Source organism: Mycobacterium sp. NPDC049093, assembly GCF_040704635.1.
In the GTDB taxonomy this organism is placed as follows: domain Bacteria; phylum Actinomycetota; class Actinomycetes; order Mycobacteriales; family Mycobacteriaceae; genus Mycobacterium.
Genome location: NZ_JBEZJS010000004.1, coordinates 106,486 through 131,417, shown reverse-complemented (window position 1 = coordinate 131,417; position 24,932 = coordinate 106,486). Strand labels below are relative to the sequence as shown.

Genomic DNA, 24,932 nt, shown 5'->3' with positions numbered 1-24,932 from the left:
GGGTCGTATCCATCGGCGCTGCCGATCCGCTGGGCCCAGCTCCACAGGGCGGGCCAACTGCGTGCACGCACATTTCCTGGTAGCGGTTCGGGCGCTGAAACAGTCGGCTCGAAGCCGTTACCGTCTGCCATTGTAGCTGGTCGCGGGATGTGGACCGATTTGCCAGCCGATCCAGGTCTCCCGACGGCGTCTAGAGTTGGCTTCATGAATTCGCCTCAGCCTGCCGCGGAACGGATCGCAGAACCGGTCGATTCGGGCGTGACGGCGGATCATCCCGGGGTCAACGAGTTGTTCGCGGTGCTGGCCTACGGCGAGGTCGCGGCGTTCTACCGGCTTACCGAAGAGGCGCGTATGGCGCCGAACCTGCGTGGCCGGATCAACATGGCGAGCATGGCCGCTGCGGAGATGGGTCACTACGAATTGCTTCGGGATGCGTTGGAGCACAGGGGAGTTGACGTCGTTTCGGCGATGACGAAATACGCCTCGGTGCTGGAGAACTACCACCGGATGACTACGCCGAGCACCTGGCTGGAGGCGTTGGTCAAGACCTACATCGGTGATGCGCTGGCGGCGGATTTCTACCTGGAGATCGCTGACGCGTTACCCGAGCAGGTGGCCAAAGTGGTGCGCGCGGTGCTGTCCGAAACCGGGCATTCGCAGTTCGTGGTCGCCGAGGTGCGCGCGGCGGTGACTGCCAGCGATCGCCAGCGGCACCGACTGGCGCTGTGGGCGCGTCGACTGCTCGGTGAGGCCGTCACCCAGGCGCAGTTCGTGCTGGCCGATCACGACGAACTGGTCGACCTGGTGATGTCGAGCGGCGAGGGCCTGACCCAGCTGGCCGAGTTCTTCGGCAGGCTGCAGAACACCCATCAGTCCCGGATGCAGGAACTGGGCCTGGCGTAGATATCCGCCAGACCCAGTCGCCGCTGAGAGGTTCTGTCTCTACTGCGTGCAGGTGGTGATCATCGTGTTGTTGTTCTGCGCCATGATCACGCCGCCCGCCGCGTCGGTGATCGAGCAGTTGAGCTGACCCGCGACGCTGGTCGCGGTCACCGACTTGAGCGTGACGCCGGGGTTGAGCACGACGGTCTTGGCCCAGGGCAGCGCGACGTTGATGTCGGTCTGCAGGGCGCCCTGCGCGTCGGTGTAGACGATGGTCACCAGGTCGATGAGCTGCCGGTTGCCGGTCACCCGGTAGGTGATGGTGTTCGGACTCACGGCGGCTGCGGGTGGGGCCGCCTCGGCCGGCGGGGCGACGGGCGCAGGCGCCGCGGTGGCACTGGGTGACGGCGTCACCGTGGTCACGGTTTCGGGGGACAGCGGCGCCGTCGGTGCTGCGCGCGGCGGGACCGGCTTGGAGGTGGCGTCCTGGGCCGGTTGGGTGGTCTGTGTCGGCTGGGCCGCCGGTGAGGTCAGCGTGGCCGACACCGAACCGCTGTCCCCGCCGCCGAGGATCACCACGGTGCAGATCACCGCGATCAACAGGATCGCGCCGGCCACAGCGGCCACCCAGATCCAGCGCCGGTCGATGGGGTCCTCGTAGAACGTGACCTCGTCGTCGTAGTCGTCGTAGTCGGCGTCGTAATCGACCGAATGGTCCGACTCTGGGCTGTAGTTGTAGCCGGCCGAGGTATGGCCGGAGTACCCGCCCGACTCATACGGGTGATCCCCGAAGCGCTCGGTCGGAGTGGTGTCATACGGCGAATAGTGCCTGGTCATGCGGCTGTCCCAGTCGTCTCGTCCAATATCGAAACTGATGCTATCGAGACGAAAGTGACAGATGAGGTTGAGTTCGGTGCGTGTCGGTCACGGTCCGGACTCGGTTCGGTATCTGTGTTTCGCGCACGGCGTACCTCTTGTCCAGCCCCGCTCGCGGCAGGCGGGTCCGACCGTCCACTAGCCTGCTCAGGGAAGTCGACAAACGTTGTGAGAAAGAAAGAAGGGTCCAGCGTGGAGGTCAAAATCGGTGTCACGGACAGCCCGCGCGAGCTCACCTTCAACAGCGCGCAGACACCCACCGAGGTGGAGCAGCAGGTCACCGACGCACTCGCCAAGGATTCGGGTGTGCTGGCGTTGACCGATGAGAAGGGACGGCGATTCCTGGTGCAGAACAGCCGGATCGCCTATGTGGAGATCGGCGCCGCCGACGTGCGTCGGGTCGGTTTCGGCGTGGGGGCGGAATCCGCCTGAGTTCTACGACCGCGTGAGTGGCACGTGTGACAGTCCGCCCCAGGCGAACTGCACCGTGCCGTCCACGGCGGTATTCCGGTCGATCGGCCGTTCATTGGTCAGCCAGTACCGCGCCGAGTCGACGCTGATGGCCACCAGTCCGACCGCGATCATCCTGGCGCGGTGCGCCTCCAGACCGGAATCGCGGCTGATCAGATCGAACACCGCATCGGTGCAGGCCTCGGTTGCCACCTTCACCTGAGCCGCCACCTGCGGCTCGCTGACGTAGTCATTCTCGAAAATCAGCCGGTACCCCTGGCTGTCGTGCTCGATGAAATCGAAGAACGCCTCGACCGCGGCACGCAGCCGCTGCCGGTTGTCGGTCGTGGTGCGCAAGGCCTGGCGCACGCCGGACACCAGGTTGTCGACATGGCGCTGCAGCACTGCCAGGTACAGCTCGAGCTTCGACGAGAAGTGTTGATACAGAACGGGTTTGCTCACACCCGCGCGTTCGGCGATCTCATCCATCCCTGCCGCGTGGTATCCGCGTTCGACGAATACCTCGCTGGCGGCTGCCAACAGCTGTCCGCGCCGCTCATCACGAGGCAGGCGGTTGCCGCGTCGACCACCGGTCGCAGGCTTGTCGCCTCTCCTCTCGGCGGTGTTGGCGAGATCGCTCATCAGGTCCTCAATCTGTATTGCTCTGGCGCACTTGGACATGTTCATCCGAGCCGCTGATCGCACCGACACTACTACCGTGACTCGTCACTGCCGTCGTGCGGGCGATGCGAAACGGCATGGATTTCGAAATGACACCGGCGAGGTCACGGCATAGCTGCGCTCCGAACCCATCCACAGGACTCTGTGCCATTCTGGTCCGGTGACCTACGACCCGGGACGTCGCGGGGGTGGCCGTGTCCCGGCGCTGCGCAACGAGTGGCGGGAGCCGCTACGCGCTCAGCGAGATCCGATTGCCTCCGATTCAGGACGAGCCAGATCCAACCGCGACGACCACCAGCAGTGGCGTAAGCAGACGTGGATCGGCCGCTTCGTGTCCACCTACGGCTGGCGCGCGTATGCGCTGCCGGTCCTCATCGTGCTGACCGTGGTGGTCATGTACCAGACGATCACCGGCACCAGCGCGCCGCACTCCGCGCAGGAAGAGGAGGGCCCGGTGCAGGGCCCTCCCACGATCGATGTGGCCAGCACCTCGATCATCGGCGCGCCGCCCAAGGGCCTGACCCAGTTCGACGCGAACCTGCCCACCGGGATCCTGCCCGCCGGCGGCCAGTTCACCGAGGCCGGCGCCCGGACCTGGCGGATCGTGCCGGGCACCACTCCCAAGATCGGCCAGGGCACCACGAAGTCGTTCACCTACAGCGTCGAGGTCGAGGACGGAGTCGACACCACCGCGTTCGGAGGTGACGACGGTTTTGCCCGGATGGTCAGCGAGACCCTGGCCAATCCGAAGAGCTGGACGCACAACGGGCTGTTCGCCTTCACCCGGGTCGATGAGACCAGCGGTGTCGAACCCGATTTCCGGGTGTCGCTGACCTCTCCGATGACGGTCCGGGAGGGCTGTGGCTACGACATCGAGCTGGAATCGTCCTGCTACAACCCGTCGTACGACGGGCATCAGCCCCGCGTCTTCGTCAACGAGGCTCGTTGGGTGCGCGGTGCGGTGCCGTTCCAGGGGGACATCGGGTCCTACCGCCAGTACCTGATCAACCATGAGGTTGGTCACGCCATCGGGTACCAGCGCCATGAAGCCTGTGAAGCCAACGGGAAGCTGGCGCCGATCATGATGCAGCAGACGTTCTCCACCTCGAATGACGATGCCGCCAAGTTCGACCCCGGAACTGTCACGGCCGATGGTCTGACCTGCAAGTTCAATCCCTGGCCGTACCCGATCGCCTGACCGCCGCCGCCGTGGTGGGATTCGCCGCGCGGCACGGGCGTCGAGATCGGTGGCTGGACACGTGGCCGGAGCGATCGCGGTGGGCGGGGCACGGGAAGCATCGGCACCGGATTACCGTTGTGGGTACGAGCAGCTGGGACGATGAACTGATCATCTGAAACTGAGGAGACATCCGGTGTCCGCGAATTTGGACGTGTCGTTACCGCCGTTGGTCGAGCCGGCCGCCGAGCTGACGCGCGAAGAAGTGACGCGCTACAGCCGGCACCTGATCATTCCGGATGTCGGCGTGATCGGGCAGAAGCGGCTGAAGAATGCCAAGGTGCTGGTGATCGGGGCCGGTGGGCTCGGTTCACCGACATTGCTGTACCTGGCCGCGGCCGGGGTGGGCACCATCGGCATCGTCGAGTTCGATGTCGTCGACGAGTCCAATCTGCAGCGGCAGATCATCCACGGTCAGTCCGACATCGGGCGATCCAAGGCGCAGAGCGCCAAGGAGTCGGTGCTGGAGATCAACCCGCTGGTGACGGTGAATCTGCACGAGTTCCGGTTGGAACCCGACAATGCGGTGGAGCTGTTCAGCCAGTACGACCTGATCCTCGACGGCACCGACAACTTCGCCACCCGCTACCTGGTCAACGATGCCGCGGTGCTGGCAGGCAAGCCTTATGTGTGGGGTTCGATCTACCGGTTCGAGGGTCAGGTATCGGTGTTCTGGGAGGACGCTCCCGACGGTCTCGGCCTGAACTACCGCGACCTCTATCCCGAGCCGCCGCCGCCGGGCATGGTGCCCTCGTGCGCCGAAGGTGGCGTGCTGGGCATCCTGTGCGCCTCGATCGCGTCGGTGATGGGGACCGAGGCAATCAAGCTCATCACCGGCATCGGCGAGCCACTGCTGGGCCGGCTGATGGTCTATGACGCGCTGGACATGACCTACCGCACCATCCGGATCCGCAAGGACCCGGCGACTCCCAAGATCACCGAGTTGATCGATTACGAAGCCTTCTGCGGTGTGGTTTCGGATGCCGCCGCGGAGGCCGCTGCCGGGTCGACGGTCACCCCGCTGGAGCTCAAGGAGCTCATCGATTCCGGGAAACCGTTGGCGCTGATCGATGTCCGCGAGCCCGTCGAGTGGGATATCAATCACATCGAGGGCGCCGAGCTGATCCCGAAGCCGACGTTCGAGTCGGGTGACGCACTGGCCAAGCTCCCGGTGGACCGGACACCGGTGCTGTACTGCAAGACCGGGATACGTTCCGCTGAGGTGCTCGCCATCGTCAAACAGGCCGGTTTCTCCGACGCGGTGCATCTGCAGGGCGGAATTGTGGCCTGGGCCAAGCAACTCGAGCCCGACATGGTGATGTACTGACGGCTGGTTTGCCGGTCCACACCTTAGGCTGAGGTTGTGAGTGTGGAACGGCCGCCGGAACATGTGCTGGCGGCGTTCGGCCTGTCCGGGGTGCGCCCGGTACCGCTCGGCTCAGGCTGGGAGGGTGGCTGGCGCTGCGGCGAGGTTGTGATGTCGATGGTGCCCGAGCACGCCCGTGCGGCGTGGTCGGCCAAGGTGCGGGAATCGCTGTTCATCGACGGCGTGCGGCTGGCCCGCCCGGTCCGCTCGACGGACGGCCGCTACGTGGTCGCCGGGTGGCGTGCCGACACCTTCGTCGCCGGGACTCCCGAGCCCCGTCACGACGAGGTGGTGTCGGCCGCAGTGCGATTGCACGAGGCCACCGCGAAGCTGGAGCGGCCCCGCTTCCTCACCCAACCGCCCGTCGCGCCATGGGCTGACGTCGACGTGTTCATCGCCGCCGACCGGGCGGCCTGGGAGGACCGGCCGCTGCATTCGTTGCCGCCCGGCGCGAGGGTCTCGCCCGGTTCGTCAGACGGTCAGCGCTCGGTCGAACTGATCAATCAGTTGGCCGGCCTGCGCAGGCCGACCAAGAGCTCCAGTCAACTGGTCCACGGTGACCTTTACGGCACAGTGCTTTTCGCCGGGACGGCCGCGCCGGGAATCACCGACATCACCCCGTACTGGCGCCCCGCCCCGTGGGCTGCCGGGGTCGTGGTGATCGACGCACTGTCCTGGGGCGACGCCGACGACGGGCTGGTCGAGCGGTGGCAGTCACTGCCCGAATGGCCGCAGATGTTGTTGCGGGCGTTGATGTTCCGCCTCGCCGTTCACGCGCTGCACCCGCGGTCGACTGCCGCGGCCTTCCCGGGCCTGGCCCGCACTGCCTCGCTGGTCCGGCTGATCCTGTAACTCACCTTTCTCCCGCAAGCAGACGCGGCAGTACCCCGTTTCGACCACTTCCGGGTACCTATGTGTCTGTTCGCGGTCAGAACCGGTGGCGGTACTCGGTCAGGCGGACCCGCCCGTCGACGGCGAGCACCCCTTCGGCGCGCAGCCGTTCCAACTGCCGGGTCGCCAGGTGCGGGGCCGGGCGCCCCGATGCCGGGATCACCCGGTGCCAGGGCAGGTCCGAGGAGTCTGTCCGCATGATCCAACCGACGATTCGCGGACTGGAAAGCTCTGCGGCATCGGCGATGTCGCCGTACGTGCAGACGCGGCCCGACGGGATCGCGGCGACCAGTGCGCGCACGGTCTCCACCTGTTCCTCGGTGACGGCGGGCATGTCAGCCCAGTTGCTCGAGGATCAGCTTCGCGGTCTCGGCGGGCTTGGCCTGGGCCACCATGTGATCGCAGTCCCAATCCAGCAGGGTGAAGTCCGGGCCAAGTTGTCTGCTGAGTGCGCCGATGAGACCGTCCCGCGCATACGGCGGGCTGGTGCGGGTAGCGCGAACCAGCACCGTGGGTGTGCCCTTGCGCGGCAGCGCAACCGGGCGGGCCAGCTCGCTCCAATACGACATCATCGCCGGGATGCTGATCCGCCACCCGTAGCGGCCGCCGGGTAGTTCGACGAGGTGCTCGTCGAGGTCACGGTCCAACTCATCCGGTGCTACCTCGCCCCACGAACCGTTGGCCTTCTCCGCGCGTGCCTCGGCGCGGTCGGGATAGTCGGGCGAGGCCAACATGGAATCGGCGATGTCACGCATCCATTCGCCGTCGAGTTCGACCGCAGGGTCCAACAGCAGCAGCCCGCTGACCAGATCGGGATGTGCGGCAGCGAGATTGAGTGCCACCGCACCGCCGAACGAATGCCCGGCCACCAGCGTCGGACCGTCCAACAGCGATGCCAGGGCCTCGACATTGGCGTCGAGCGTCCACGGGGCGGCCCACGACGAGCGGCCGTGCCCGAGCAGATCTGGCGCCAGCACGGCCACCTCGGGCAGGTGTTGTTCGGCCAATGTCTTCCAGCGTTCCCCGTGTCCGGTCAATCCGTGGACGAGCAACAGACGGGCCGGATCGGCGGGACCGTAACGGTGGACGTGCAACTTGTCGGCTGACATCCGTTCATGCTGCCAGGAGTCGCGGCACCGTTACTTGTCGGGCCTTTCGCTCCAATCCGCTCCGCTACTTGTCGGGCCTTTCGCTCCAATCCGCTCCGCTACTTGTCGGGCCTTTCGCTCCAATCCGCTCCGCTACTTGTCGGGCCTTTCGCTCCAATCCGCTCCGCTACTTGTCGGTCCCTTCTGGTGTCATCTCCTCCATGACCACACACCACATCGAACCGGCACTGGCCGGCACCGAGCTGCTGGTACCGGGGCGCGGTGGTGTGGTGCGGGTGTTGGGCGGGCCGGGCACCGGCAAGAGCTCGCTGTTGATCCACACCGCGGTCGAGCACATCGCGGCAGGCACCGATCCCGAGTCGGTGCTGTTGCTGACCGGTTCGGCCCGGTTGCGGGGCGAGGCCAGGGCCGCCATCACCGCCCGCCTGCTCGGGGCGGGCACGCACGGTGTCGTACGGGAACCGATGGTGCGCACCGTGCATTCCTATGCGTTCGCGCTGCTGCGGCTGGCGGCTCAGCGCAACGGTGATCCGCCGCCGCGGCTGATCACCACTGCTGAACAGGACGGCATCATCCGGGAACTGCTGGCCGGAGATATCGAGGACGGCGCGGATTCCCTCGTGGGCTGGCCCGAGCAGCTGTGGCCCGCGCTGAGTACCGCGGGCTTCGCCACCGAGCTGCGTGATCTGATGGCCCGCTGCACCGAGCGCGGCGTGGATCCGCGTGCCCTGCAACGGCTGGGCCGTTCGGCGGGACGTCCGGAATGGTTGGCGGCGGGCCGGTTTGCCCAGGCCTACGAGCAGATCATGCTGTTGCGGTCGGCCGTCGGGATGGCCGCACCGCAGGCCACGGTCCCCGCGCTGGGGGCAGCCGAACTGGTCGGTGCGGCGCTGGAGGCGCTCGGGACCGACGCGGATCTGCTGGCCGCCGAGCGGGCGCGGATCAGCCTGCTGCTGGTCGACGACGCCCAGCACCTCGACCCACAGGCCGCGTTGTTGGTGCGGGTGCTGGCTGCCGGGGCGGGCTTGACCGTGATCGCGGGTGACCCGGACCAGACGGTGTTCTCCTACCGCGGCGCCGATCCGGTGTTGTTGCGCGATCACGGCGGCGAGGATGCCCCGGCGATCATCCTCACCGAGTCACGCCGCTGTGCCCCCGCGGTCGCTGCGGCGATCTCGGGTATCGCCCGCCGGCTGCCCGGTGTGGGGGCCGGGCGCGCGATGGAAGGCAACCCCGAGCATGGACAAGGTGAGGTGACCATGCGGTTGGCGGCCACGCCGCATGCCGAGAACGCCTACATCGCCGACGCACTGCGCCGTGCTCATCTGGTGGACGGGGTGCCCTGGTCGGAGATGGCGGTGGTGGTGCGTTCGGTTCCGCGGGTAGGCGCGGCTCTGGCGCGGGCACTGAGTGGGGCCGGGGTGCCGGTGCACGCCACGGGTGCCGATCTGGGGCTGGCCCAGCAGCCTGCGGTCGCGGCCCTGCTGACGGTGTTGGAGGTGGCGGCGGCCGGGAGACTCGACGGCGACAGCGCGATCAACCTGCTCACCGGTCCGATCGGACGCGTCGACCCGGTGACCCTGCGGCAGTTGCGACGGGCGCTGCGACGTGCCGATGGCTCCACGCCACCAAAGGATTTCACCGATCTGCTCGTTGCGGCCATCGACGCGGAGCCGGCCGGGTTGTCGGCCGAACACGTCAAGCCGCTGCGCCGGCTGCGGTCGGTGCTGGCCGCCGCCCGTCGCAGCCAACGGGACGGCGCCGATCCGCGCCACACCTTGTGGCAGGTCTGGAACGCCTGCCGGTTGCAGCCGCGCTGGCTGGCCGCCAGTGAGCGGGGCGGCACCATCGGTGCCCAGGCCGACCGTGACCTCGACGCGGTGACCACCCTGTTCGATGTGGCCGATCAGTTTGTGAGCCGCACGGCGGGGGCATCGCTGCGCGGGCTGGTGGACCATGTGGCGACCTTGGGCTCGTCGATGTCGGCCTCGGATTCGAACACCAGGCCTGACGCGGTCTCGGTGCTCAGCGCGCATGCTGCACTCGGCCGCGAATGGGACTTCGTGGTGATCGCCGGAGTGCAGGAAGGACTGTGGCCCAATACCATTCCGCGCGGCGGGATCCTGGGTACGCAGAATCTGGTTGATGTGCTCGACGGGGTGGCCGCGCCCGATGACCGCGCAGTGTCGACCCGCGCCCCTCTACTCGCCGAGGAACGGCGGCTGTTGATGGCAGCGATGGGGCGGGCCCGGACCCGGCTGCTGGTGACCGCGGTCGACAGCGATGGCGGGGACGAATCGTTGCTGCCGTCTTTGTTCTGTGCCGAACTGGCCGAGGTGGCAACGGAATCCGTTCCGCTTCCGCCGTTGGCCGCACCGCGGGTGCTGTTGCCGTCGGCGGTGGTCGGCCGGCTGCGGGCGGTCGTGTGCGCGCCGGAGGGTGCTGTCGACGACGAGTCCCGGTCCTGCGCGGCAACTCAGTTGGCCAGGCTGGCCGCAGCCGGTGTGCCGGGGGCGGATCCTTCGCAATGGCACACCATGACGGCGTTGTCTACCGAGGAGCCGCTGTGGTCTGAGACCGATGGCGTGGCGCCTGAGGTTGTGTTGTCGCCGTCCACGCTGCAGATGCTCACCGACTGCCCGCTGCGCTGGCTGCTGGAGCGCCACGGCGGCAGTGACGGGCGCGACGTGCGTTCGACGGTCGGCTCATTGCTGCATGCGCTGGTCGCCGACTCCGGAAAGACCGAGAGCCAGCTGGTCAACGACCTGGAAAAGGTCTGGGAAGACCTGCCTTTCGAGGCAAGGTGGTACTCGGACAACGAGTTGTCCCGCCACCGCGAGATGCTGGAAACCTTCACCAGGTGGCGCGCGGACTCCCGGGCACAGCTGACCGAGGTTTCCACCGAGATCGACGTCGAGGGCGTGCTCGTCGAGCCGGGTCCCGACGGGCCGGGCGTTCGGGTGCGGGGCCGGCTGGATCGGCTCGAGCGGGATCAGGCGGATCGGCTCGTCGTGGTCGACCTGAAGACCGGTAAGAGTCCGGTCACCAAGGACGACGCGCAGAAGCACGCCCAGCTGGCCACGTATCAGCTGGCGGTGGCCGCGGGACTACTGCCGCAGGGGGATCAGCCGGGCGGGGGCCGGTTGGTATACCTGGGCAAGGCAGGTGCGGCGGGCGCCACCGAACGCGAACAGGATCCGATGACACCAGACACTCGTGCCGATTGGCTGGGCACGGTCAGCAGTGCGGCGGCGGCCACCGCCGGGCCGCAGTTCGTGGCCCGCGTCAACGACGGTTGCGCGAACTGCCCGGTGCGTTCGTCGTGCCCGGCCCAGGCTGCGGGGGACCGGTCATGACGGAATCCGCACAGGCCGCCGTGCGGTACAGCCCGGCCGAATTGTCCTCCGCGCTGGGACTGTTCCCGCCGACCGAGGAGCAGGCCGCGGTGATCGCCGCACCGCCGGGACCGTTGGTGGTCATCGCGGGCGCGGGCGCCGGTAAGACCGAGACCATGGCGGCCCGGGTCGTCTGGTTGGTGGCCAATGGCTATGCCACCCCCTCACAAGTACTGGGCCTGACCTTCACCCGCAAGGCCGCGGGCCAGTTGCTGCGCCGAGTCCGGACCCGGCTGGCCCGCCTTGCCGGTGCCGGTCTGGCGCCGGTGCCCGGCGGCGCCGATGAAATCGCCACGGTCAGTACCTATCACGCGTTCGCCGGCACCCTGCTGCGCGAGCACGGGCTGCTGCTCCCGGTCGAGCCGGACACCCGGCTGCTCAGTGAGACGGAGCTGTGGCAGCTGGCCTTCGATGTGGTGTGTGCGCACCCGGGGGAGTTGGCCATCGAGAAGACCCCGGCCGCTGTCACCGGCATGGTGCTGCGCCTGGCCGGCGCGCTGGCCGAGCACCTGGTGGACACCGATCAACTGCGTGATACGCACGTGGAGCTGGAGCGGTTGGTGCACACCCTGCCTGCCGGCCCCTATCAGCGTGACCGCGGGCCCAGCCAGTGGCTGCTCAAGATGCTGGCCACCCAGACCGAACGCACCGAGCTGGTGCCGTTGATCGATGCGCTGCACCAGCGGATGCGCGCCGACAAGGTGATGGATTTCGGTATGCAGATGTCCGCGGCGGCGCGGCTGGCCGCGAATTTCCCGCAGGTTGGTGAACAACTGCGGCAGCGTTTCCGGGTGGTGCTCCTCGATGAGTACCAGGACACCGGGCACGCGCAGCGGGTGGCGCTGTCCTCGCTGTTCGGCGGAGGCGTCGACGAAGGCCTGGCACTGACTGCGGTGGGTGACCCGATCCAGTCGATCTATGGCTGGCGGGGCGCGTCGGCAACCAACCTGCCCCGGTTCACCACTGACTTTCCGCTGATCGACGGGAGTCCCGCCCCGACGCTGGAACTGCGCACCAGTTGGCGTAACCCGCCGAGTGCCCTGCATCTGGCCAACGCGGTATCGGCCGAAGCCCGGCGTCGCTCGGTGACGGTGCATGAACTGCGGCCCAGGCCCGATGCCGAGCCGGGCACCATCCGGTGTGCGCTGCTCAATAATGTCGAGACCGAACGTGATTGGGTCGCAGACCATCTGGCCCGGATCTACCACGGGGCGGTGGCACAGGGGACGGAGACGCCGACCGCAGCGGTGCTGGTGCGGCGTAACGCCGACGCCGCGCCGATGGCCGAGGCACTCAGCGCCCGCGGGGTGCCGGCCGAGGTGGTCGGGGTGGCCGGACTGTTGGCGGTACCCGAGGTGGCCGACCTGGTCGCGATGCTGCGGCTGGTGGCCGATCCCGCCGCGGGGTCCGCGGTGATGCGGGTGCTGACGGGGCCGCGGTGGCGGTTCGGTGCCCGGGACATCGCCGCGCTGTGGCGCCGGGCCAGGGAACTCGACGATCGTCCGGTGGGGGAGCCCAGCGCCGCGGAGATCGTCGCTCAGGCCGCTCCGGATGCGGACTCGGCCTGTCTGGCCGACGCGCTCTGCGATCCCGGTGCCGCCGAACACTATTCGCCTGCGGGTTATCAGCGGATCGAGGCGCTCGGGCGCGAACTGACCATGCTGCGGGCACATCTGAGCCACCCGCTGCCCGAGTTGGTGGCCGAGGTGCGACGGGTCGCGGGACTGGATGCCGAGGCTCGCGCGGCCCGCCCGGTGGCGGCGGGTTGGACCGGGACCGAGAACCTCGACACCTTCTGTGACCTGGTGGCCGATTTCGCCGGGCGCGCGGGTGGGTCGGTGCTCGCGCTGCTGGCCTACCTGGATGTGGCGACGGAGGTCGAAAATGGCCTGGCGCCCGCCGAATTGACGGTGTCGCACGACCGGGTGCAGATCCTGACCGTGCACGCCGCCAAGGGGCTGGAATGGCAGGTGGTCGCGGTGCCACACCTCAGCGGCCGGGTATTTCCGTCGACCGCATCGGCACGTACCTGGCTCACCGACTCGTCGGATCTGCCTCCGCTGCTGCGTGGCGATCGTGCGACCGAGTCGGAGTTGGGTGTGCCCGTGCTCGACACGTCTGACATCAACGACCGGAAGATCCTGTCGGACAAGATCTCTGATCACAAACGGAGCCTCGAGCAGCGGCGCATCGACGAGGAGCGCCGGTTGCTCTACGTCGCGATCACCCGCTCGGAGGACACCCTGCTGATCTCCGGGCATCACTGGGGTGCCACCGAAAGCAAGCCGCGTGGGCCCTCGGAGTTCCTGTGTGAGATCAAGACCATCATCGAGGATGCGGCCGCGCAGGGGCAGCCGTGTGGCGAGATCGAACAGTGGGCTCCCGACCCGTCGGCCGGCGAGGTCAACCCGTTGCGGGACAAGGCTGTCGAAGCGATCTGGCCGGCGGCCCCCGCCAGAGAGTCCGACGTCGACCGGGGTGCGGCGCTGGTGGCCCAGGTGTTGGCCGACGGCAGCCGGGCGGAGGCGGGCTCGGAGCACGCCGCTGACACCGACACCGACACCGACACCGCCGACGCCGAGGGCTGGGCCGCCGATGTCGATGCACTTCTGGCCGAGCGGGATCGTGCGCCACAGGTCGCGCCGCTTGAGCTGCCCGGCCAGGTGTCGGTCAGCACCTTGGTGGAGTTGAGCCGTGACCGGGAGGCTGCGTTGCAGCGCCTGCGCCGGAGGTTGCCGCAACGCCCGGACCCGCATGCGCTGCTGGGCACCGCGTTTCACGAGTGGGTGCAGCGGTTCTTCCATTCGGAACGGCTGTTCGACCTCGACGACATCCCCGGTGCGGTGGACAGTGACAGCGGACGTGCGAGCGCTGCCGAACTGTCCGAGTTGCAGGACGCCTTCGTCATGTCGTCGTGGGCCGCACGCACCCCGATCGAGGTGGAGGTGCCCTTCGACATGGCGATCGGAACGACTCGAACAACCGTCGTGCGCGGCCGTATCGACGCGGTGTTCGCAGACGAGGACGGCACGACCACCGTGGTCGACTGGAAGACGGGCGAGCCGCCGGCCACGCCGGAAGCCATGGCGCAGGCCGCGGTTCAGCTCGCGGTATACCGCCTGGCCTGGGCGTCGCTGCGCGGATGCGCACCGGAGTCGGTACGGGCCGCGTTCCACTATGTGCGCTCGGGGCGGACCGTCAGCCCGGAAGCGCTACCAGGGGAGGACGAACTCGTCGCGCTGCTGGCCGACCCCGCGGCATCGTCGAGCGGGGCCCGGGAGTTCTAGATGTATTCCGGTCAGGTGATGGTGGTGCCCACCAGAAGGCCGATCAGATAGGTGATCGCGAGGGCCAGGCCGCCGCCGATCACGTTGCGCAGCACCGCGCGTCCCTTCGGCGCCCCACCCAGCCCGGCCGATACCGCCCCGGTGAGCATCAGCGCCAGCAGCACCGCCACCACGGTCACCGGGATACGCCACGTTGTCGGTGGGACCAGGATCGCGATTAACGGCAGCAGCGCACCGATGGTGAAGGACAGCGCCGAGGATGCTGCCGCCTGCCACGGATTGGTCAGATCCTTGGGATCGATACCCAATTCGACCTCGGCGTGCGCGGCGAAGGCGTCGTGGTCGGTGAGTTCCTCGGCCACCGTGCGTGCGGTCGCCGTCGACAGCCCCTTGGCCTCGTAGAGCGCGCTCAACTCGTCCAATTCGGCGGCCGGGTCGTCACGCAACTCGCGGCGTTCCTTGCGCAGCAGTGCGCGTTCGGTGTCGCGTTGCGTGCTCACCGAGACGTACTCACCCAACGCCATCGAGACTGCGCCGGCGGCCAGGCCTGCGATGCCGGCGGTCAGAATCGGCGCTTGCTCCACCGTCGCCGCGGCCACACCCACCACGATGCCTGCGGTGGAGACGATGCCGTCGTTGGCGCCCAAAACCCCGGCGCGCAGCCAGTTCAGCTTCGACGACAGTGATCCGACGTGCGGCTCGGAGGGATGGCTGGGATTCGTCACGATCCCGACCATATCGATCAAAACGGCACGTCACCAGCAACGATAGCCTTGCCAAACCTCGGCTCGGGAAGGGTCCGAACCTGCGCCGGGCGGTGAAACTCGTTGGTAGCCAGTTGTTCTGGTAGCGCGGCTACGAGTTGCGGTACACCCGCAGTGCCGTGGTGATCATCGGGATCTGCAGCGGCAGCCGGGCGATCGCCACGATCCGCATCGGCCAGGGCTTGTCCCACCACAGCCGGACCATGTTCACGTTGCCGGGGAACACGGCGATGAACAGGGCCACGGCGGCCAGTGCGCCGAGGCGCCGGGTGCGGGGCGCGGCGAGCAGGGCGCCGGTGGCCAGCTCGCCGACGCCGGAGGCGTAGGTGTAGAAGCGGGCGCTGCCGGGCAGCTCGGCCGGGATGATCGAGTCGAAGGGTTTGGGCGCGACGAAGTGCAGCGTGCCCATGCCCAGGAGCAGGGCCGCCATGCGTTGTGCGGTGGGTGCGGAGGAGATCCGCTGAGGCTCGGGTGCGGTCATGGTTACATTGTGGCGTGCGTCTGATCGGAATGATCCCGGCACATCCCGGGGTGCTTTGCTCGATGATGGGGTCGCGTGGCTAAAGGCAGGCTGCGGCGCCGGCTCGCCGCGATGGACCCGAACCTGACTTCGCGCCCGGATGCCGCGCTCGTCGATGTGCTGCGCATCCCCGAGCCGTTCGTCAGCCCGGCCCGCAAGATCTTCATGCGGGTGCTGTACGCGTTGGGCGCGCTGTTCGCGGCGGTGCTCATCGTCTACGCAGACCGCTACGGGTATCGGGACAACGACAGTGCCCCGAATCCCGACAATCCGTTGACGTTCCTGGATTGCCTGTACTACGCGACGGTGTCGCTGTCGACCACGGGGTACGGCGACATCACGCCGTACTCGGATTCGGCCCGGCTGGTGAACGTCATCGTCATCACGCCACTGCGGGTGGCCTTCCTGATCGTTCTCATCGGTACCACCGTGGAAACCCTGACCACCCAATCCCGGCAGGCGCTGAAGATTCAGCGATGGAGGAACAAAGTGCGTAACCACACCGTCGTCATCGGATACGGCACCAAGGGCCGGACGGCGGTCGCCGCAATGGTCGGCGACGAGGTCTCCCCGGCTGACATCGTCGTCGTCGACGAGAACGCGGCAGCGCTGGAACGCGCCAAGGGCGCTGGGTTGGTGACCGTGCATGGCGACGCCACCAATTCCGGTGTCCTGCGGCTGGCAGGCGCCCAGCACGCCAAGTCGATCATCGTCGCGGCAGACAACGACGCCAGCGCGGTACTGGTCACGTTGACGGCCCGCGAGTTGGCCCCCAAAGCCAAGATCATCGCGGCGGTGCGGGAGTCGGACAACCTGCATCTGCTCAAGCAGTCGGGCGCGGACTCCACGGTCGTGTCGTCCGAGACCGCCGGCCGCCTGCTCGGTATCGCGACGCAGACACCCAGCGTGGTGGAGATGATGGAGGATCTGCTGACTCCCGACGCGGGCTTCGCCATCGCCGAGCGCGAGGTCACTCCGAAGGAGGAGGGCGGCTCTCCGCGCCATCTGCACGACATCGTGCTGGGTGTGGTGCGCGGCGGCCGGTTGGTGCGGGTCGACGCGCCTGAGGTGGATGCGCTGGAGGCCGGGGACCGGCTGCTCTACATCCGCAGCGCGGACGCCGAGCGATGACACCTAGAACCTTCGGCCTGCGCAACGTTCCTCTGCTCTCGCGGGTCGGTGCCGACCGTGCCGATGCCCTGCGCACCGATATCGACGCCGCGACCGAAGGCTGGAAGGACGCGCTGCTGCTGCGGGTCGACCGACGCAACCAGGTGCTGATCTCAGGTGGCCAGGTGGTCCTCGGCAAGGCTTCGAGCCTGGGCACCGACAAGCCGCCGGAGCACGCGGTGTTCTTGGGACGGCTGGCCGACGGGCGGCATGTCTGGGGCATTCGCAGCGCTCTGGAGGGGCCCGAGGACCCGGACCAGCCGGTCGAGGTGCTCGACCTACGCCGGGCCGGTGAGGTCTTCGACGACGTCAGCGCCCAGTTGGTGTCGACCGCGACAGCGTTGCTCAACTGGCATGACCGGGCCCGGTTCAGCGCGGTGGACGGTGGCGCCACCAAACCGGCCAAAGGCGGCTGGTCCCGCGTCGACCCGGTCAACGGCCACGAGGAGTTCCCGCGCATCGACCCGGCGGTGATCTGCCTGGTTCATGACGGCTTCGACCGCGCGGTGCTGGCCCGGCAGACGGTGTGGCCCGAGCGGTTGTTCTCGATCCTCGCCGGTTTCGTCGAGGCCGGTGAATCCTTCGAGACCTGTGTGGTGCGGGAGATCTCCGAGGAGATCGGCATCACGGTGACCGATGTGCAGTACCTGGGGAGTCAGCCGTGGCCGTTCCCGCGGTCGCTGATGGTGGGCTTCCACGCCGTCGGCGATCCCGAGCAGCCGTTCTCGTTCAATGACGGCGAGATCGCCGAGGCCGGCTGGTTCACCCGGGCCGAGATCCGTGAAGCGCTGGACCAGGGGGACTGGGGTGCGGCCGACGGCGATTCCCGGTCACGGTTGCTGCTGCCCGGCTCGATTTCGATCGCTCGCGAGATCATCGAATCCTGGGCGGCGCTGGACTGAGACGGCTAGCCGAGCTTGGCCTTGACCTGCTTGATGGTCGGGTTGGTCAGCGTCGACCCGTCGGCGAACTTCAGGGTCGGTACCACGTGGTTACCGCCGTTGACCGACCCGACGAACTCGGCGGCGGCCGGATCCTGCTCGATGTCGACCTCGGTCCAGGCGATGCCCTCGGACTTCAACGCCATCTTGAGCCGCGAGCAGTAGCCGCACCACGTCGTGGTGTACATGGTCACAGTGGGTGTAGCAGTCATAGTGCACATAACGTAGCTGAACGGCTGCCTGATCCCCGCGGTGACGCAGGTCTCCGGCCCGCAGCGGTAAGTTGCCAATCTGCAATGGGACGGAGCCGAACATGACCCGATTGGTACCGCCGGTGGCCGGCGACCCGCACGCGCTCGACGAGCTGCGGCTACAGGTGCGCGCATTCGTCGCCGAGCAGCAGCGGGCCGGCAGGATCGGCCGGTATGCCGACAGCTGGCTGACCGGTTGGGACGAGGACTTCAGCCGGGCGCTGGCCGCCAACGACTGGTTGGGCATGACGGTGCCGGTCTCCTACGGCGGGCACGGGCGCAGCCACCAGGAACGCTTCGTGGTCACCGAGGAGCTGCTGGCGGCCGGGGCTCCGGTGGGGGCGCACTGGATCGCCGACCGGCAGATCGTCCCGTCACTGCTCAAGTACGGCACCGAGGAGCAGCGACGAAAGTTCTTACCCGCCATCGCCAAAGGTGAGTGCTATTTCGGAATCGGCATGAGCGAGCCGGATTCCGGATCAGATCTGGCCAGCGTGCGCACCAAGGCGGTGCAGGTCGACGGGGGTTGGGCGATCACCGGTGCGAAGGTGTGGACATCGGGGGCACATCTGGCCCACGCGTTCATCTGCCTGGCCCGCAGTGCGCCGGTCGATCCCGCACACCGCCACGACGGCCTGAGCCAGTTCATCGTCGATCTGCACGCGCCCGGCGTGGACATCCGGCCCATCATCTCGATGAACGGCAAGCACCATTTCAACGAGGTGATCCTCGATGAGGTGTTCGTGCCCGACACCATGGTGTTCGGCACCATCGGCAACGGTTGGCAGCAGGTGACCTCCGAGCTCAGCTTCGAACGCAGTGGGCCCGAGCGCTTCCTGTCGACCTTCCCGCTGCTGGCCGACCTGGCCTCGCACATGCGCGACGGATCTCTGCCGCGCCACCCAGATCTGGGGCGCTATCTGGCCCGCATCACCGGACTGCACCAGATGTCGATGGCGGTGGCAGGAGCGCTGGAGCGGCACGAGCCGGCCGACACCGCGGCGGCTGTGGTGAAGGTGCTCGGAACATCCACCGAAGGCGATATTGCCGATTTCGCCGACGTTCTCGGGGAGACGGAGGACGAGAGCTACGACGCGATGCTGGCCGACGCCGTGGCCCAGCGTCCGGGGTTCACCCTGCGCGGCGGTACCAACGAGGTGTTGCGCGGGGTCATTGCGCGGGGATTGGGGATGAGATGAGTGTCGACACCGAACTGGTGGAGATGATGGCGGCGGTGTTCGCCGCCCACCGTGAGAAGTACGCGCCCGGTGAGGGCGTCGACGAATTGTGGGACCAACTTGGGGAACTCGGGCTGATCCGGCTGACCGGAGCCGAGGAAGGCGGCGGTAGCGGGGCCGGCTGGGCTGAGGCCGCCGAGTTACTGCGCGCGGCCGCCGGTCACGGCGTGAGTGTCCCACTGGGTGAACACGATCTGCTGGCCTGCTGGCTGCTGGAGACGGCCGGGCTGGAGGTCGACGACGCGCGCCGCACCGCCTGCCTGCTCGACGCCGACGGTGCGGCCCGCGGGGTGCCGTGGGCGGCGGACTCCGAGCGGGTGGTGGTGCTCTGGCGCGACGATGCGGGCTACCGCGTGGCCGACGTGGACACCGCGTCGCTGACGGTCATCCCCGGCCACAACCGGGCGGGGGAGCCGCGCGATGACGTCAGAGCAGATCTCGCCGCGTTGGGCGGAACATCGTTGCCCGACAACGTGTTCGATCATTTCACCCGCCGTGCCGCACTGGTGCGGGCGATTCAGGTATGTGCCGCACTCGACCGGATCCTGGCGATGTCGGTGGCTCACACGACCGAGCGCACCCAGTTCGGCCGGCCGCTGGCGAAATTCCAGGCGGTGCAGAACCTGGTGGCCGACATCGCTGCCGAGTCGGCACTGGCTCGCGCGGCCACCGACGGCGCGTTGGCCGAGGCGCTGCGTTCGGATTGGTCCTCACCGCAGTTGGATTTCCTTGTCGCAGTCGCACGTTCCTGCGCGGGCCATGCGGCGTCAGTGGTCGTGCGCAACGCTCATCAGGTCCACGGCGCGATCGGTACCACCCGCGAGCATCGCCTGCACGAGTTCACCATGCCGGCACTGTCGTGGCGCTCGGAGTACGGGTCGGTCGCGCAATGGGACGACAAGCTCACCGAGTACGCCACTCGGGCTGGCGCGGACGGGTTGTGGGCGTTGGTCACTGGTGCCGGCGGATAGTTCGCGCGTCACCAGGAGAGTATGGCCGATCGGAATGTCGACGATATGACACTGGCTGTCCTATGGGACTATTACCCGAATTGGGTATTCTTCGCCGGGAGCAGGAGGTGTTATGAGCGCTCTGTTGCGTGCTGTGCGTCAACAGCGGGGCATGACGCTTGAGGAGCTCGCCGAGGCGACGGGGTTGACCAAGAGTTACCTGTCCAAGGTCGAACGCCAGCGTTCCACCCCGTCGATCGCGGTGGCGATGAAGTTGGCGCGTGCGCTCGAGGTCGATGTCGCACAGTTGTTCTCCGAGGATCCTGCCGTCACGACGTTGTCCATCGACCGTGCGGGCGAGCGGGGCAGCAGCCGCTATCACGCCGTGGCCGCGGGAATGCTCGGAAAGTCGATGTCGCCGTTCATCGTGCGACCGACACTGAAGTTCGCCGAACATCCGCATCCAGAGCATGCCGGGCAGGAGCTGGTGTTCGTCCACGCAGGTGTCGTGGAGCTGCGCTACCAGGACGACCTGGTCATCCTGGAACCCGGCGATTGCGCATATTTCGATGCGTCGTTACCGCACCAGCTGCGGCAGCGGGGGAGCACGCCCAGTGAGGTTCTGGTGATCACCCACACCGAGTACGGCCGTAACCGCTGACTTACGTTCAGGACCCGCGCGAGCACTTGAGGTTCACGTGCACGGTGGGGATGGGCTCCAGATCCGGCAGGCCGTGGATCGTGACCGTCTTCGCCTGCGGCCGTAAGACCACTGAGCGGACATCGGTCACCATGCACTGACTGAGCGGGCCGCTGCCGACCCGGTTGATGATCACCCGCTTGCCTTCGGCCTGTAGTCGCGCGATGGTTTCTGCTGCCGACGGTCCGGTCGGGGCCGCCGCGGCGACCGCGGCGCCGACAGTGAGGCCGCCGGCGACTACGCCCACAGAAAGCGCCGTGATGGTTGCGATGTGCTTCATGGCTTTGCACTCCTTCTCGATGGTCCGAGCAGTACGCCTCGAATCATAGGACACAATGTGTCATGAAGGAAACATATTGTTTGGCCTGCGGTTGTCGGGGTGAAAAGCGCATGTTTCGACCGGGTTTCGCCCGGTGAAGGTGTTCCTAGGCCGATACCCCCGATGGGGTGCCAGCCACGTTGCGTCGGTACCACGGGCGGCCGTGCCAGCGCTGGTAGTGCCAGACTGTGCTCGGTAGGAGGCCGCGCTTGTGTAACCAATAGCCGCTGGGGGCGGACAGGCCGGGATCCCGGCGGCCGACCGCGATCTCCCCGAGAACCACGCCCTCTCCTTCCTCGGCCCGTCGTTCGGCGACGATCTCGCCGGCGGCCGTGGTGATCATGGTCGAGCCCTCGAAGTGGCCGCGGTAGGTCGCCGGCAACCAGGGCATTGAGCATTCGAGGTTGCCTGCGTGGGCCGCGTGCACGCAGGGTGCACCGATATAGCGGGAGAACGAGGCCGCCGCTGTGCGCGCGGTGCGACGGTTGTTGTGCTCCATGCGGTCGAACACGGCATGTGGTTGCCACCGGGGGATCGACCACCAGCCCGAGCCGGTCATGAGGAGGTCCACGCGACCCCGCAGGCGTCGGACCGTGTCTGTGCGCATCAGCTCCCAGCACACCGCGGCGCCTACCTGATACCCGGCGGTGTCGATGACGCCGTCGTCGTTGCCGCCCACGTAGAACGCGTTCTCCCACATCGTGGGGAGGTCCTTGTCGTGTCGCCCGATGACGCCGGTCGGATCGGCGAGAAAATACGCGTTGCGGACGTGTCCGTCGGGGTCGCGGCAGAGGAAAGAGCCGCCCACCAGGGCTGAGTGCCGGCGGGCGAGCGTGGTGAGAAGCTGCGTGGCGGGGCCGTCCGGGGGTAACGCTGCGTCGGCCAGCGAGGCTGCGAAGCCGATCCCCGTGGAGAAGAACTCCGGTAGCGCGATGATCCGTGCCCCCGCATGCCCGGCCTCATCGCTGAGCCGCTCGCAGGCGGCCAGGTTGGCCGGAACATCGGCGAGTGTCGCGTCGAGTTGGACTGCCGCCGCCAGGACCATGATCGAACTCTCCTTGGATTGTGAATGCACGGTGGACACATGGTGTCACCTGCTGGCAAGCGTAGCTGGTGCTCAGCAACGTTGACATCAGGACACAAAGTGTCATACGGTAATTCTTGTGTCGCTGGTTCCCCACCGAGAAAGGCAGGCCGAGATGACGACTACGCTTGGTGATTCGAAACAAGTTCTGATGCAGCGTGCCCTCGACGGGTTGTCGACTCATATCGAAGAGTCGACCCTGACGACGCGGCAGAAGCTGGCGTTGACGTGTCGGGCACTTTTCGACGCGGGCCACGACTCCGGCCTGGCCGGTCAGATCACCGCGCGGGCCGGCACGCCCGGTACCTACTACACCCAACGGCTGGGGCTGGGCTTCGACGAGATCTCCGAAGACAATCTGTTGCTGGTCGACGAAGATCTCAACGTCCTCGAGGGCGAGGGAATGGCCAATCCCGCCAATCGATTCCACACCTGGATCTACCGCGCCAGGCCCGACGTCCAGTGCATCGTGCACACGCATCCGTTCCACGTCGCGGCGCTGTCGATGCTGGAAGTCCCGCTGCAGGTATCGCAGATGGACATCGCGCCCCTGTACGACGATTGCGCCTTCCTGGCCGACTGGCCCGGCGTTCCGGTCGGCAACGAAGAGGGCGAGATCATCAGCGCCGCACTGGGGGACAAGAAGGCGATCCTGTTGGCCCACCACGGCCATGTGATCGCCGGAGCGAGCATCGAGGAATCATGCTCGCTGGCGATGCTGATCGAGCGCGGCGCCAAACTGCAACTGGCCGCCATGGCCGCGGGCACCATCGCCGAACTGCCGCCGCGACTGGCCCGCGAGGCCCACGACTGGACGCTGCGGCCCAAACGCAGCCAGGCCAACTTCGCCTACTACGCCCGGCGCGCGCTGCGCAATCACCCCGACGCGCTCACCAGTTGATCCCCGAAGCCAGCTCCAACCGTACGGAAGAAGGACGAACATGACTGCCAACACTGAGATCCACGGAATTCTCGCCTATCCGGTGACGCCGTTCACCGACGACCACCAGATCGACACGGGCAAGCTCGCTGCCCTGGTCGAACGCCTGGTGGCCGGCGGAGCGCACGGCATCGTCCCGCTCGGCAGCACCGGTGAGTCGGCGTACCTCACCGAAGCCGAGTTCGATGCCGTCATCGACACCACGATCGGGGTGGTCGACCGGCGGGTCCCCGTCATCATCGGAGCCTCAGATCTGACCACGGCCAACACCATTCGCCGGGCCCAGTACGCCGAGCGCGCCGGTGCCGACGCGGTGATGGTGCTGCCGATCTCGTATTGGAAGCTGTCCGAACGGGAGATCGCCCAGCACTACGCGGCGATCGGCGCCGCGATCGGGATTCCGATCATGGTCTACAACAACCCGGCGACCAGTGGCATCGACATGCGGCCGGAGCTGCTGGTGCAGATGTTCAACGACATCGACAACGTCACCATGGTCAAGGAATCCACCGGTGACATCACCCGCATGGAGCGCCTGTCCGAGCTCACCGACGGCCGGCTGCCGTTCTACAACGGCAGTAATCCCATGATTCTCAAGGCCTTCAAGGCGGGAGCCAGGGGCTGGTGTACAGCGGCGCCGAACCTGCTGCCGCAGCCGTGCCTGGATCTCTACGCAGCGGCACAGGCCGGAGACTGGACGAAGGCTGAGGCCATCTACACCGAACTCAAGCCCTTCCTGGAGTTCATCGTCGCGGGCGGTCTGCCCACCACGATCAAAGGCGGCCTGGAACTGGTGGGCCAGGGGGTCGGCGTGCCGCGGCTGCCGTTGCTCCCGCTCGATGGCGACGATCGCGAGGAACTGCGCCGGCTCCTCGACGTGTCGTGAGGGGCGGCGGCATGGATCGCGCCATCCCGGCGTTGGGTATTGCCACCGCGACGACGTTGCTCGCGGCCGGGCTGATCTTCCTGCTGGCACTCGCACTCGGAGTGTGGAAGTACCGGCAGATGGCCACTTCCGCGCAGCACGTCGCCCATCCGTATGTCGACATCGCCCATCGTGCGTCGCTGCTGTATGCGTTCGCGACGCTGCTGACCGCGGTGTTCGTCGAACTCAGTGCGTGGCCGGACTGGGTCAACCTGACTGCGGCCATGGTGCTGGTGTTCTTCTTCCTCGCCGCGATCATCAGCTACATCGTCCATGGCGCGCGGCGTGACACGACGAATCAGTTCGAACACCCGAATGCCGGGATGCACGTCTCGATGGCGCTGCTGATCGCCGGTGAGATCGGTGGATTCGCGGTTCTGCTCGTCGGATACGTGGTCGGACAATGGGGCTGAGTTGACCGGGCGGGCGCGATCCGGCTATGTGCCCCGCCTGCCCAACAACTTTCGGGTGCGGGCCGGTGCCGCGGCCGGGATGTCGGCGAGGATGTCGGCAAGCGTGACGTCGTCGAGGCTGGCCCGCCAAGCCTGGTGCGCCTCAGCCATTTTCACGGCCAGGATGCACTCGTGGCGGCACCAGACGGCAGGTAGGGCGCCGCGGCCCTGCTGCCGGATCTCGCGGCATTCGTAGGGAGCGGCCGCACCGTCGACGGCTTCGACGATCTGCAGCAGCGTGATGTCGGCTGGTGCCCGCCCGAGCCGGAACCCACCGCGCGGGCCGGTCGTCGCGGTCAGCACGCTCGCACGGGTGAGCGCCTGCAGCTGCTTGGCGAGGTAGGCCGCGGGCAGGTCGAAGTACTCCGCGAGATCGGCGGCCGATGCGGTGGTCCCGGCCTCGAGCTGCGCCAGCGACGTCGCGCAGTGCAGCGCCCACTCCGTAGCCACGGGAAGTTTCACGGCCGAAGTTTATTACAGATATCAAGGACCTATATAGTCCGA

Annotated in this window: 25 protein-coding genes; 15 read left to right on the top strand and 10 right to left on the bottom strand. The window is 67.4% G+C overall.

The features are described from left to right. Positions 1–204: 204 nt before the first annotated feature. The gene (locus tag AB0876_RS16145) at positions 205–903 is read left to right on the top strand and encodes a ferritin-like fold-containing protein (protein ID WP_055112093.1); all 699 of its coding nucleotides are present in this window, start codon (positions 205–207) and stop codon (positions 901–903) included. 39 nt (positions 904–942) lie between these two features. On the opposite strand, the gene AB0876_RS16140 is transcribed toward AB0876_RS16145, so the two are convergent. Beyond that, complete coding sequence (locus tag AB0876_RS16140) at positions 943–1,719, bottom strand: MmpS family transport accessory protein (protein ID WP_526042405.1); 777 nt, start codon at positions 1,717–1,719, stop codon at positions 943–945. Positions 1,720–1,950: 231 nt separating this feature from the next. Between AB0876_RS16140 and AB0876_RS16135 the strand changes: the two genes are divergently transcribed. Then, positions 1,951–2,190 (top strand): DUF3107 domain-containing protein, encoded by a 240-nt coding sequence (locus tag AB0876_RS16135; RefSeq protein ID WP_055112097.1) that lies wholly within the window; start codon positions 1,951–1,953, stop codon positions 2,188–2,190. 3 nt (positions 2,191–2,193) lie between these two features. On the opposite strand, the gene fasR is transcribed toward AB0876_RS16135, so the two are convergent. Continuing rightward, a complete protein-coding gene (fasR, locus tag AB0876_RS16130; RefSeq protein WP_055119841.1) occupies positions 2,194–2,850 on the bottom strand; it encodes an HTH-type transcriptional activator FasR in 657 nt (218 codons plus the stop codon). Between the two features lie 199 nt (positions 2,851–3,049). Between fasR and AB0876_RS16125 the strand changes: the two genes are divergently transcribed. The 3 genes from AB0876_RS16125 (at position 3,050) to AB0876_RS16115 (ending at position 6,344) form a co-directional block, all read left to right on the top strand. Then, the gene (locus AB0876_RS16125) at positions 3,050–4,087 is read left to right on the top strand and encodes a DUF3152 domain-containing protein (protein ID WP_491838277.1); all 1,038 of its coding nucleotides are present in this window, start codon (positions 3,050–3,052) and stop codon (positions 4,085–4,087) included. A 187-nt stretch (positions 4,088–4,274) separates the two neighbouring features. Beyond that, positions 4,275–5,453, top strand: coding sequence for an adenylyltransferase/sulfurtransferase MoeZ (gene moeZ, locus AB0876_RS16120; protein ID WP_526042758.1), 1,179 nt, complete (start codon positions 4,275–4,277; stop codon positions 5,451–5,453). 36 nt (positions 5,454–5,489) lie between these two features. Further along, positions 5,490–6,344 (top strand): TIGR02569 family protein, encoded by an 855-nt coding sequence (locus AB0876_RS16115; protein WP_055112101.1) that lies wholly within the window; start codon positions 5,490–5,492, stop codon positions 6,342–6,344. A gap of 76 nt (positions 6,345–6,420) precedes the next feature. Here the strand turns inward: AB0876_RS16115 and AB0876_RS16110 are convergent, their stop codons facing one another. Together AB0876_RS16110 and AB0876_RS16105 are read right to left on the bottom strand one after the other, a co-directional pair. Continuing rightward, positions 6,421–6,717: an MGMT family protein gene (locus tag AB0876_RS16110; RefSeq protein ID WP_526042404.1), complete on the bottom strand. Its 297-nt coding sequence runs from the start codon at positions 6,715–6,717 to the stop codon at positions 6,421–6,423. A 1-nt stretch (position 6,718) separates the two neighbouring features. After that, on the bottom strand, positions 6,719–7,492 hold the full coding sequence (locus tag AB0876_RS16105; protein WP_526042403.1) for an alpha/beta fold hydrolase: 774 nt from the start codon (positions 7,490–7,492) through the stop codon (positions 6,719–6,721). 200 nt (positions 7,493–7,692) lie between these two features. Between AB0876_RS16105 and AB0876_RS16100 the strand changes: the two genes are divergently transcribed. Both AB0876_RS16100 and AB0876_RS16095 read left to right on the top strand, forming a co-directional pair. Beyond that, positions 7,693–10,848, top strand: coding sequence for an ATP-dependent helicase (locus AB0876_RS16100; protein WP_526042402.1), 3,156 nt, complete (start codon positions 7,693–7,695; stop codon positions 10,846–10,848). Beyond that, entirely contained in the window at positions 10,845–14,174 is a 3,330-nt protein-coding gene (locus tag AB0876_RS16095) for an ATP-dependent helicase (protein WP_526042401.1), read from the top strand. Before AB0876_RS16100 ends, AB0876_RS16095 begins: the two co-directional genes overlap by 4 nt. Before the next feature lie 11 nt (positions 14,175–14,185). Here the strand turns inward: AB0876_RS16095 and AB0876_RS16090 are convergent, their stop codons facing one another. Together AB0876_RS16090 and AB0876_RS16085 are read right to left on the bottom strand one after the other, a co-directional pair. Continuing rightward, on the bottom strand, positions 14,186–14,911 hold the full coding sequence (locus tag AB0876_RS16090) for a VIT1/CCC1 transporter family protein (RefSeq protein ID WP_526042757.1): 726 nt from the start codon (positions 14,909–14,911) through the stop codon (positions 14,186–14,188). A gap of 118 nt (positions 14,912–15,029) precedes the next feature. After that, a complete protein-coding gene (locus AB0876_RS16085) occupies positions 15,030–15,419 on the bottom strand; it encodes a DoxX family protein (RefSeq protein WP_064888262.1) in 390 nt (129 codons plus the stop codon). A gap of 75 nt (positions 15,420–15,494) precedes the next feature. Between AB0876_RS16085 and AB0876_RS16080 the strand changes: the two genes are divergently transcribed. Both AB0876_RS16080 and nudC read left to right on the top strand, forming a co-directional pair. Continuing rightward, positions 15,495–16,589 carry a potassium channel family protein gene (locus tag AB0876_RS16080; protein ID WP_491838283.1) on the top strand — a complete coding sequence of 365 codons (1,095 nt, stop codon included), beginning with the start codon at positions 15,495–15,497 and terminating at the stop codon, positions 16,587–16,589. Then, positions 16,586–17,530: an NAD(+) diphosphatase gene (gene nudC / locus AB0876_RS16075; RefSeq protein WP_491838284.1), complete on the top strand. Its 945-nt coding sequence runs from the start codon at positions 16,586–16,588 to the stop codon at positions 17,528–17,530. Before AB0876_RS16080 ends, nudC begins: the two co-directional genes overlap by 4 nt. Before the next feature lie 5 nt (positions 17,531–17,535). On the opposite strand, the gene mrx1 is transcribed toward nudC, so the two are convergent. Beyond that, entirely contained in the window at positions 17,536–17,781 is a 246-nt protein-coding gene (mrx1, locus tag AB0876_RS16070) for a mycoredoxin Mrx1 (protein WP_054601722.1), read from the bottom strand. Positions 17,782–17,882: 101 nt separating this feature from the next. On the opposite strand from mrx1, the gene AB0876_RS16065 reads away from it, so the two are divergent. From AB0876_RS16065 to AB0876_RS16055, 3 genes are all read left to right on the top strand, one after another. Beyond that, positions 17,883–19,019: an acyl-CoA dehydrogenase family protein gene (locus AB0876_RS16065; protein ID WP_526042400.1), complete on the top strand. Its 1,137-nt coding sequence runs from the start codon at positions 17,883–17,885 to the stop codon at positions 19,017–19,019. Then, on the top strand, positions 19,016–20,029 hold the full coding sequence (locus AB0876_RS16060) for an acyl-CoA dehydrogenase family protein (RefSeq protein ID WP_526042399.1): 1,014 nt from the start codon (positions 19,016–19,018) through the stop codon (positions 20,027–20,029). The genes AB0876_RS16065 and AB0876_RS16060 overlap by 4 nt, the downstream gene beginning before the upstream one ends. Before the next feature lie 112 nt (positions 20,030–20,141). Next, positions 20,142–20,669, top strand: coding sequence for a helix-turn-helix domain-containing protein (locus tag AB0876_RS16055; protein ID WP_526042398.1), 528 nt, complete (start codon positions 20,142–20,144; stop codon positions 20,667–20,669). Positions 20,670–20,676: 7 nt separating this feature from the next. Here the strand turns inward: AB0876_RS16055 and AB0876_RS16050 are convergent, their stop codons facing one another. Together AB0876_RS16050 and AB0876_RS16045 are read right to left on the bottom strand one after the other, a co-directional pair. Next, on the bottom strand, positions 20,677–20,988 hold the full coding sequence (locus AB0876_RS16050) for a hypothetical protein (protein WP_491838288.1): 312 nt from the start codon (positions 20,986–20,988) through the stop codon (positions 20,677–20,679). 145 nt (positions 20,989–21,133) lie between these two features. Next, positions 21,134–22,072, bottom strand: coding sequence for a carbon-nitrogen hydrolase family protein (locus AB0876_RS16045; protein ID WP_526042756.1), 939 nt, complete (start codon positions 22,070–22,072; stop codon positions 21,134–21,136). A 154-nt stretch (positions 22,073–22,226) separates the two neighbouring features. On the opposite strand from AB0876_RS16045, the gene AB0876_RS16040 reads away from it, so the two are divergent. The 3 genes from AB0876_RS16040 to AB0876_RS16030 are packed head-to-tail and all read left to right on the top strand — an operon-like array spanning position 22,227 to position 24,389. Further along, on the top strand, positions 22,227–23,012 hold the full coding sequence (locus AB0876_RS16040) for an aldolase (protein WP_491838289.1): 786 nt from the start codon (positions 22,227–22,229) through the stop codon (positions 23,010–23,012). Between the two features lie 40 nt (positions 23,013–23,052). Beyond that, positions 23,053–23,937, top strand: coding sequence for a dihydrodipicolinate synthase family protein (locus tag AB0876_RS16035; protein WP_491838290.1), 885 nt, complete (start codon positions 23,053–23,055; stop codon positions 23,935–23,937). 11 nt (positions 23,938–23,948) lie between these two features. Beyond that, positions 23,949–24,389 (top strand): hypothetical protein, encoded by a 441-nt coding sequence (locus AB0876_RS16030; protein ID WP_491838291.1) that lies wholly within the window; start codon positions 23,949–23,951, stop codon positions 24,387–24,389. A gap of 24 nt (positions 24,390–24,413) precedes the next feature. Here the strand turns inward: AB0876_RS16030 and AB0876_RS16025 are convergent, their stop codons facing one another. Beyond that, on the bottom strand, positions 24,414–24,890 hold the full coding sequence (locus tag AB0876_RS16025) for an RrF2 family transcriptional regulator (RefSeq protein WP_526042397.1): 477 nt from the start codon (positions 24,888–24,890) through the stop codon (positions 24,414–24,416). Between the last annotated feature and the right edge of the window lie 42 nt (positions 24,891–24,932).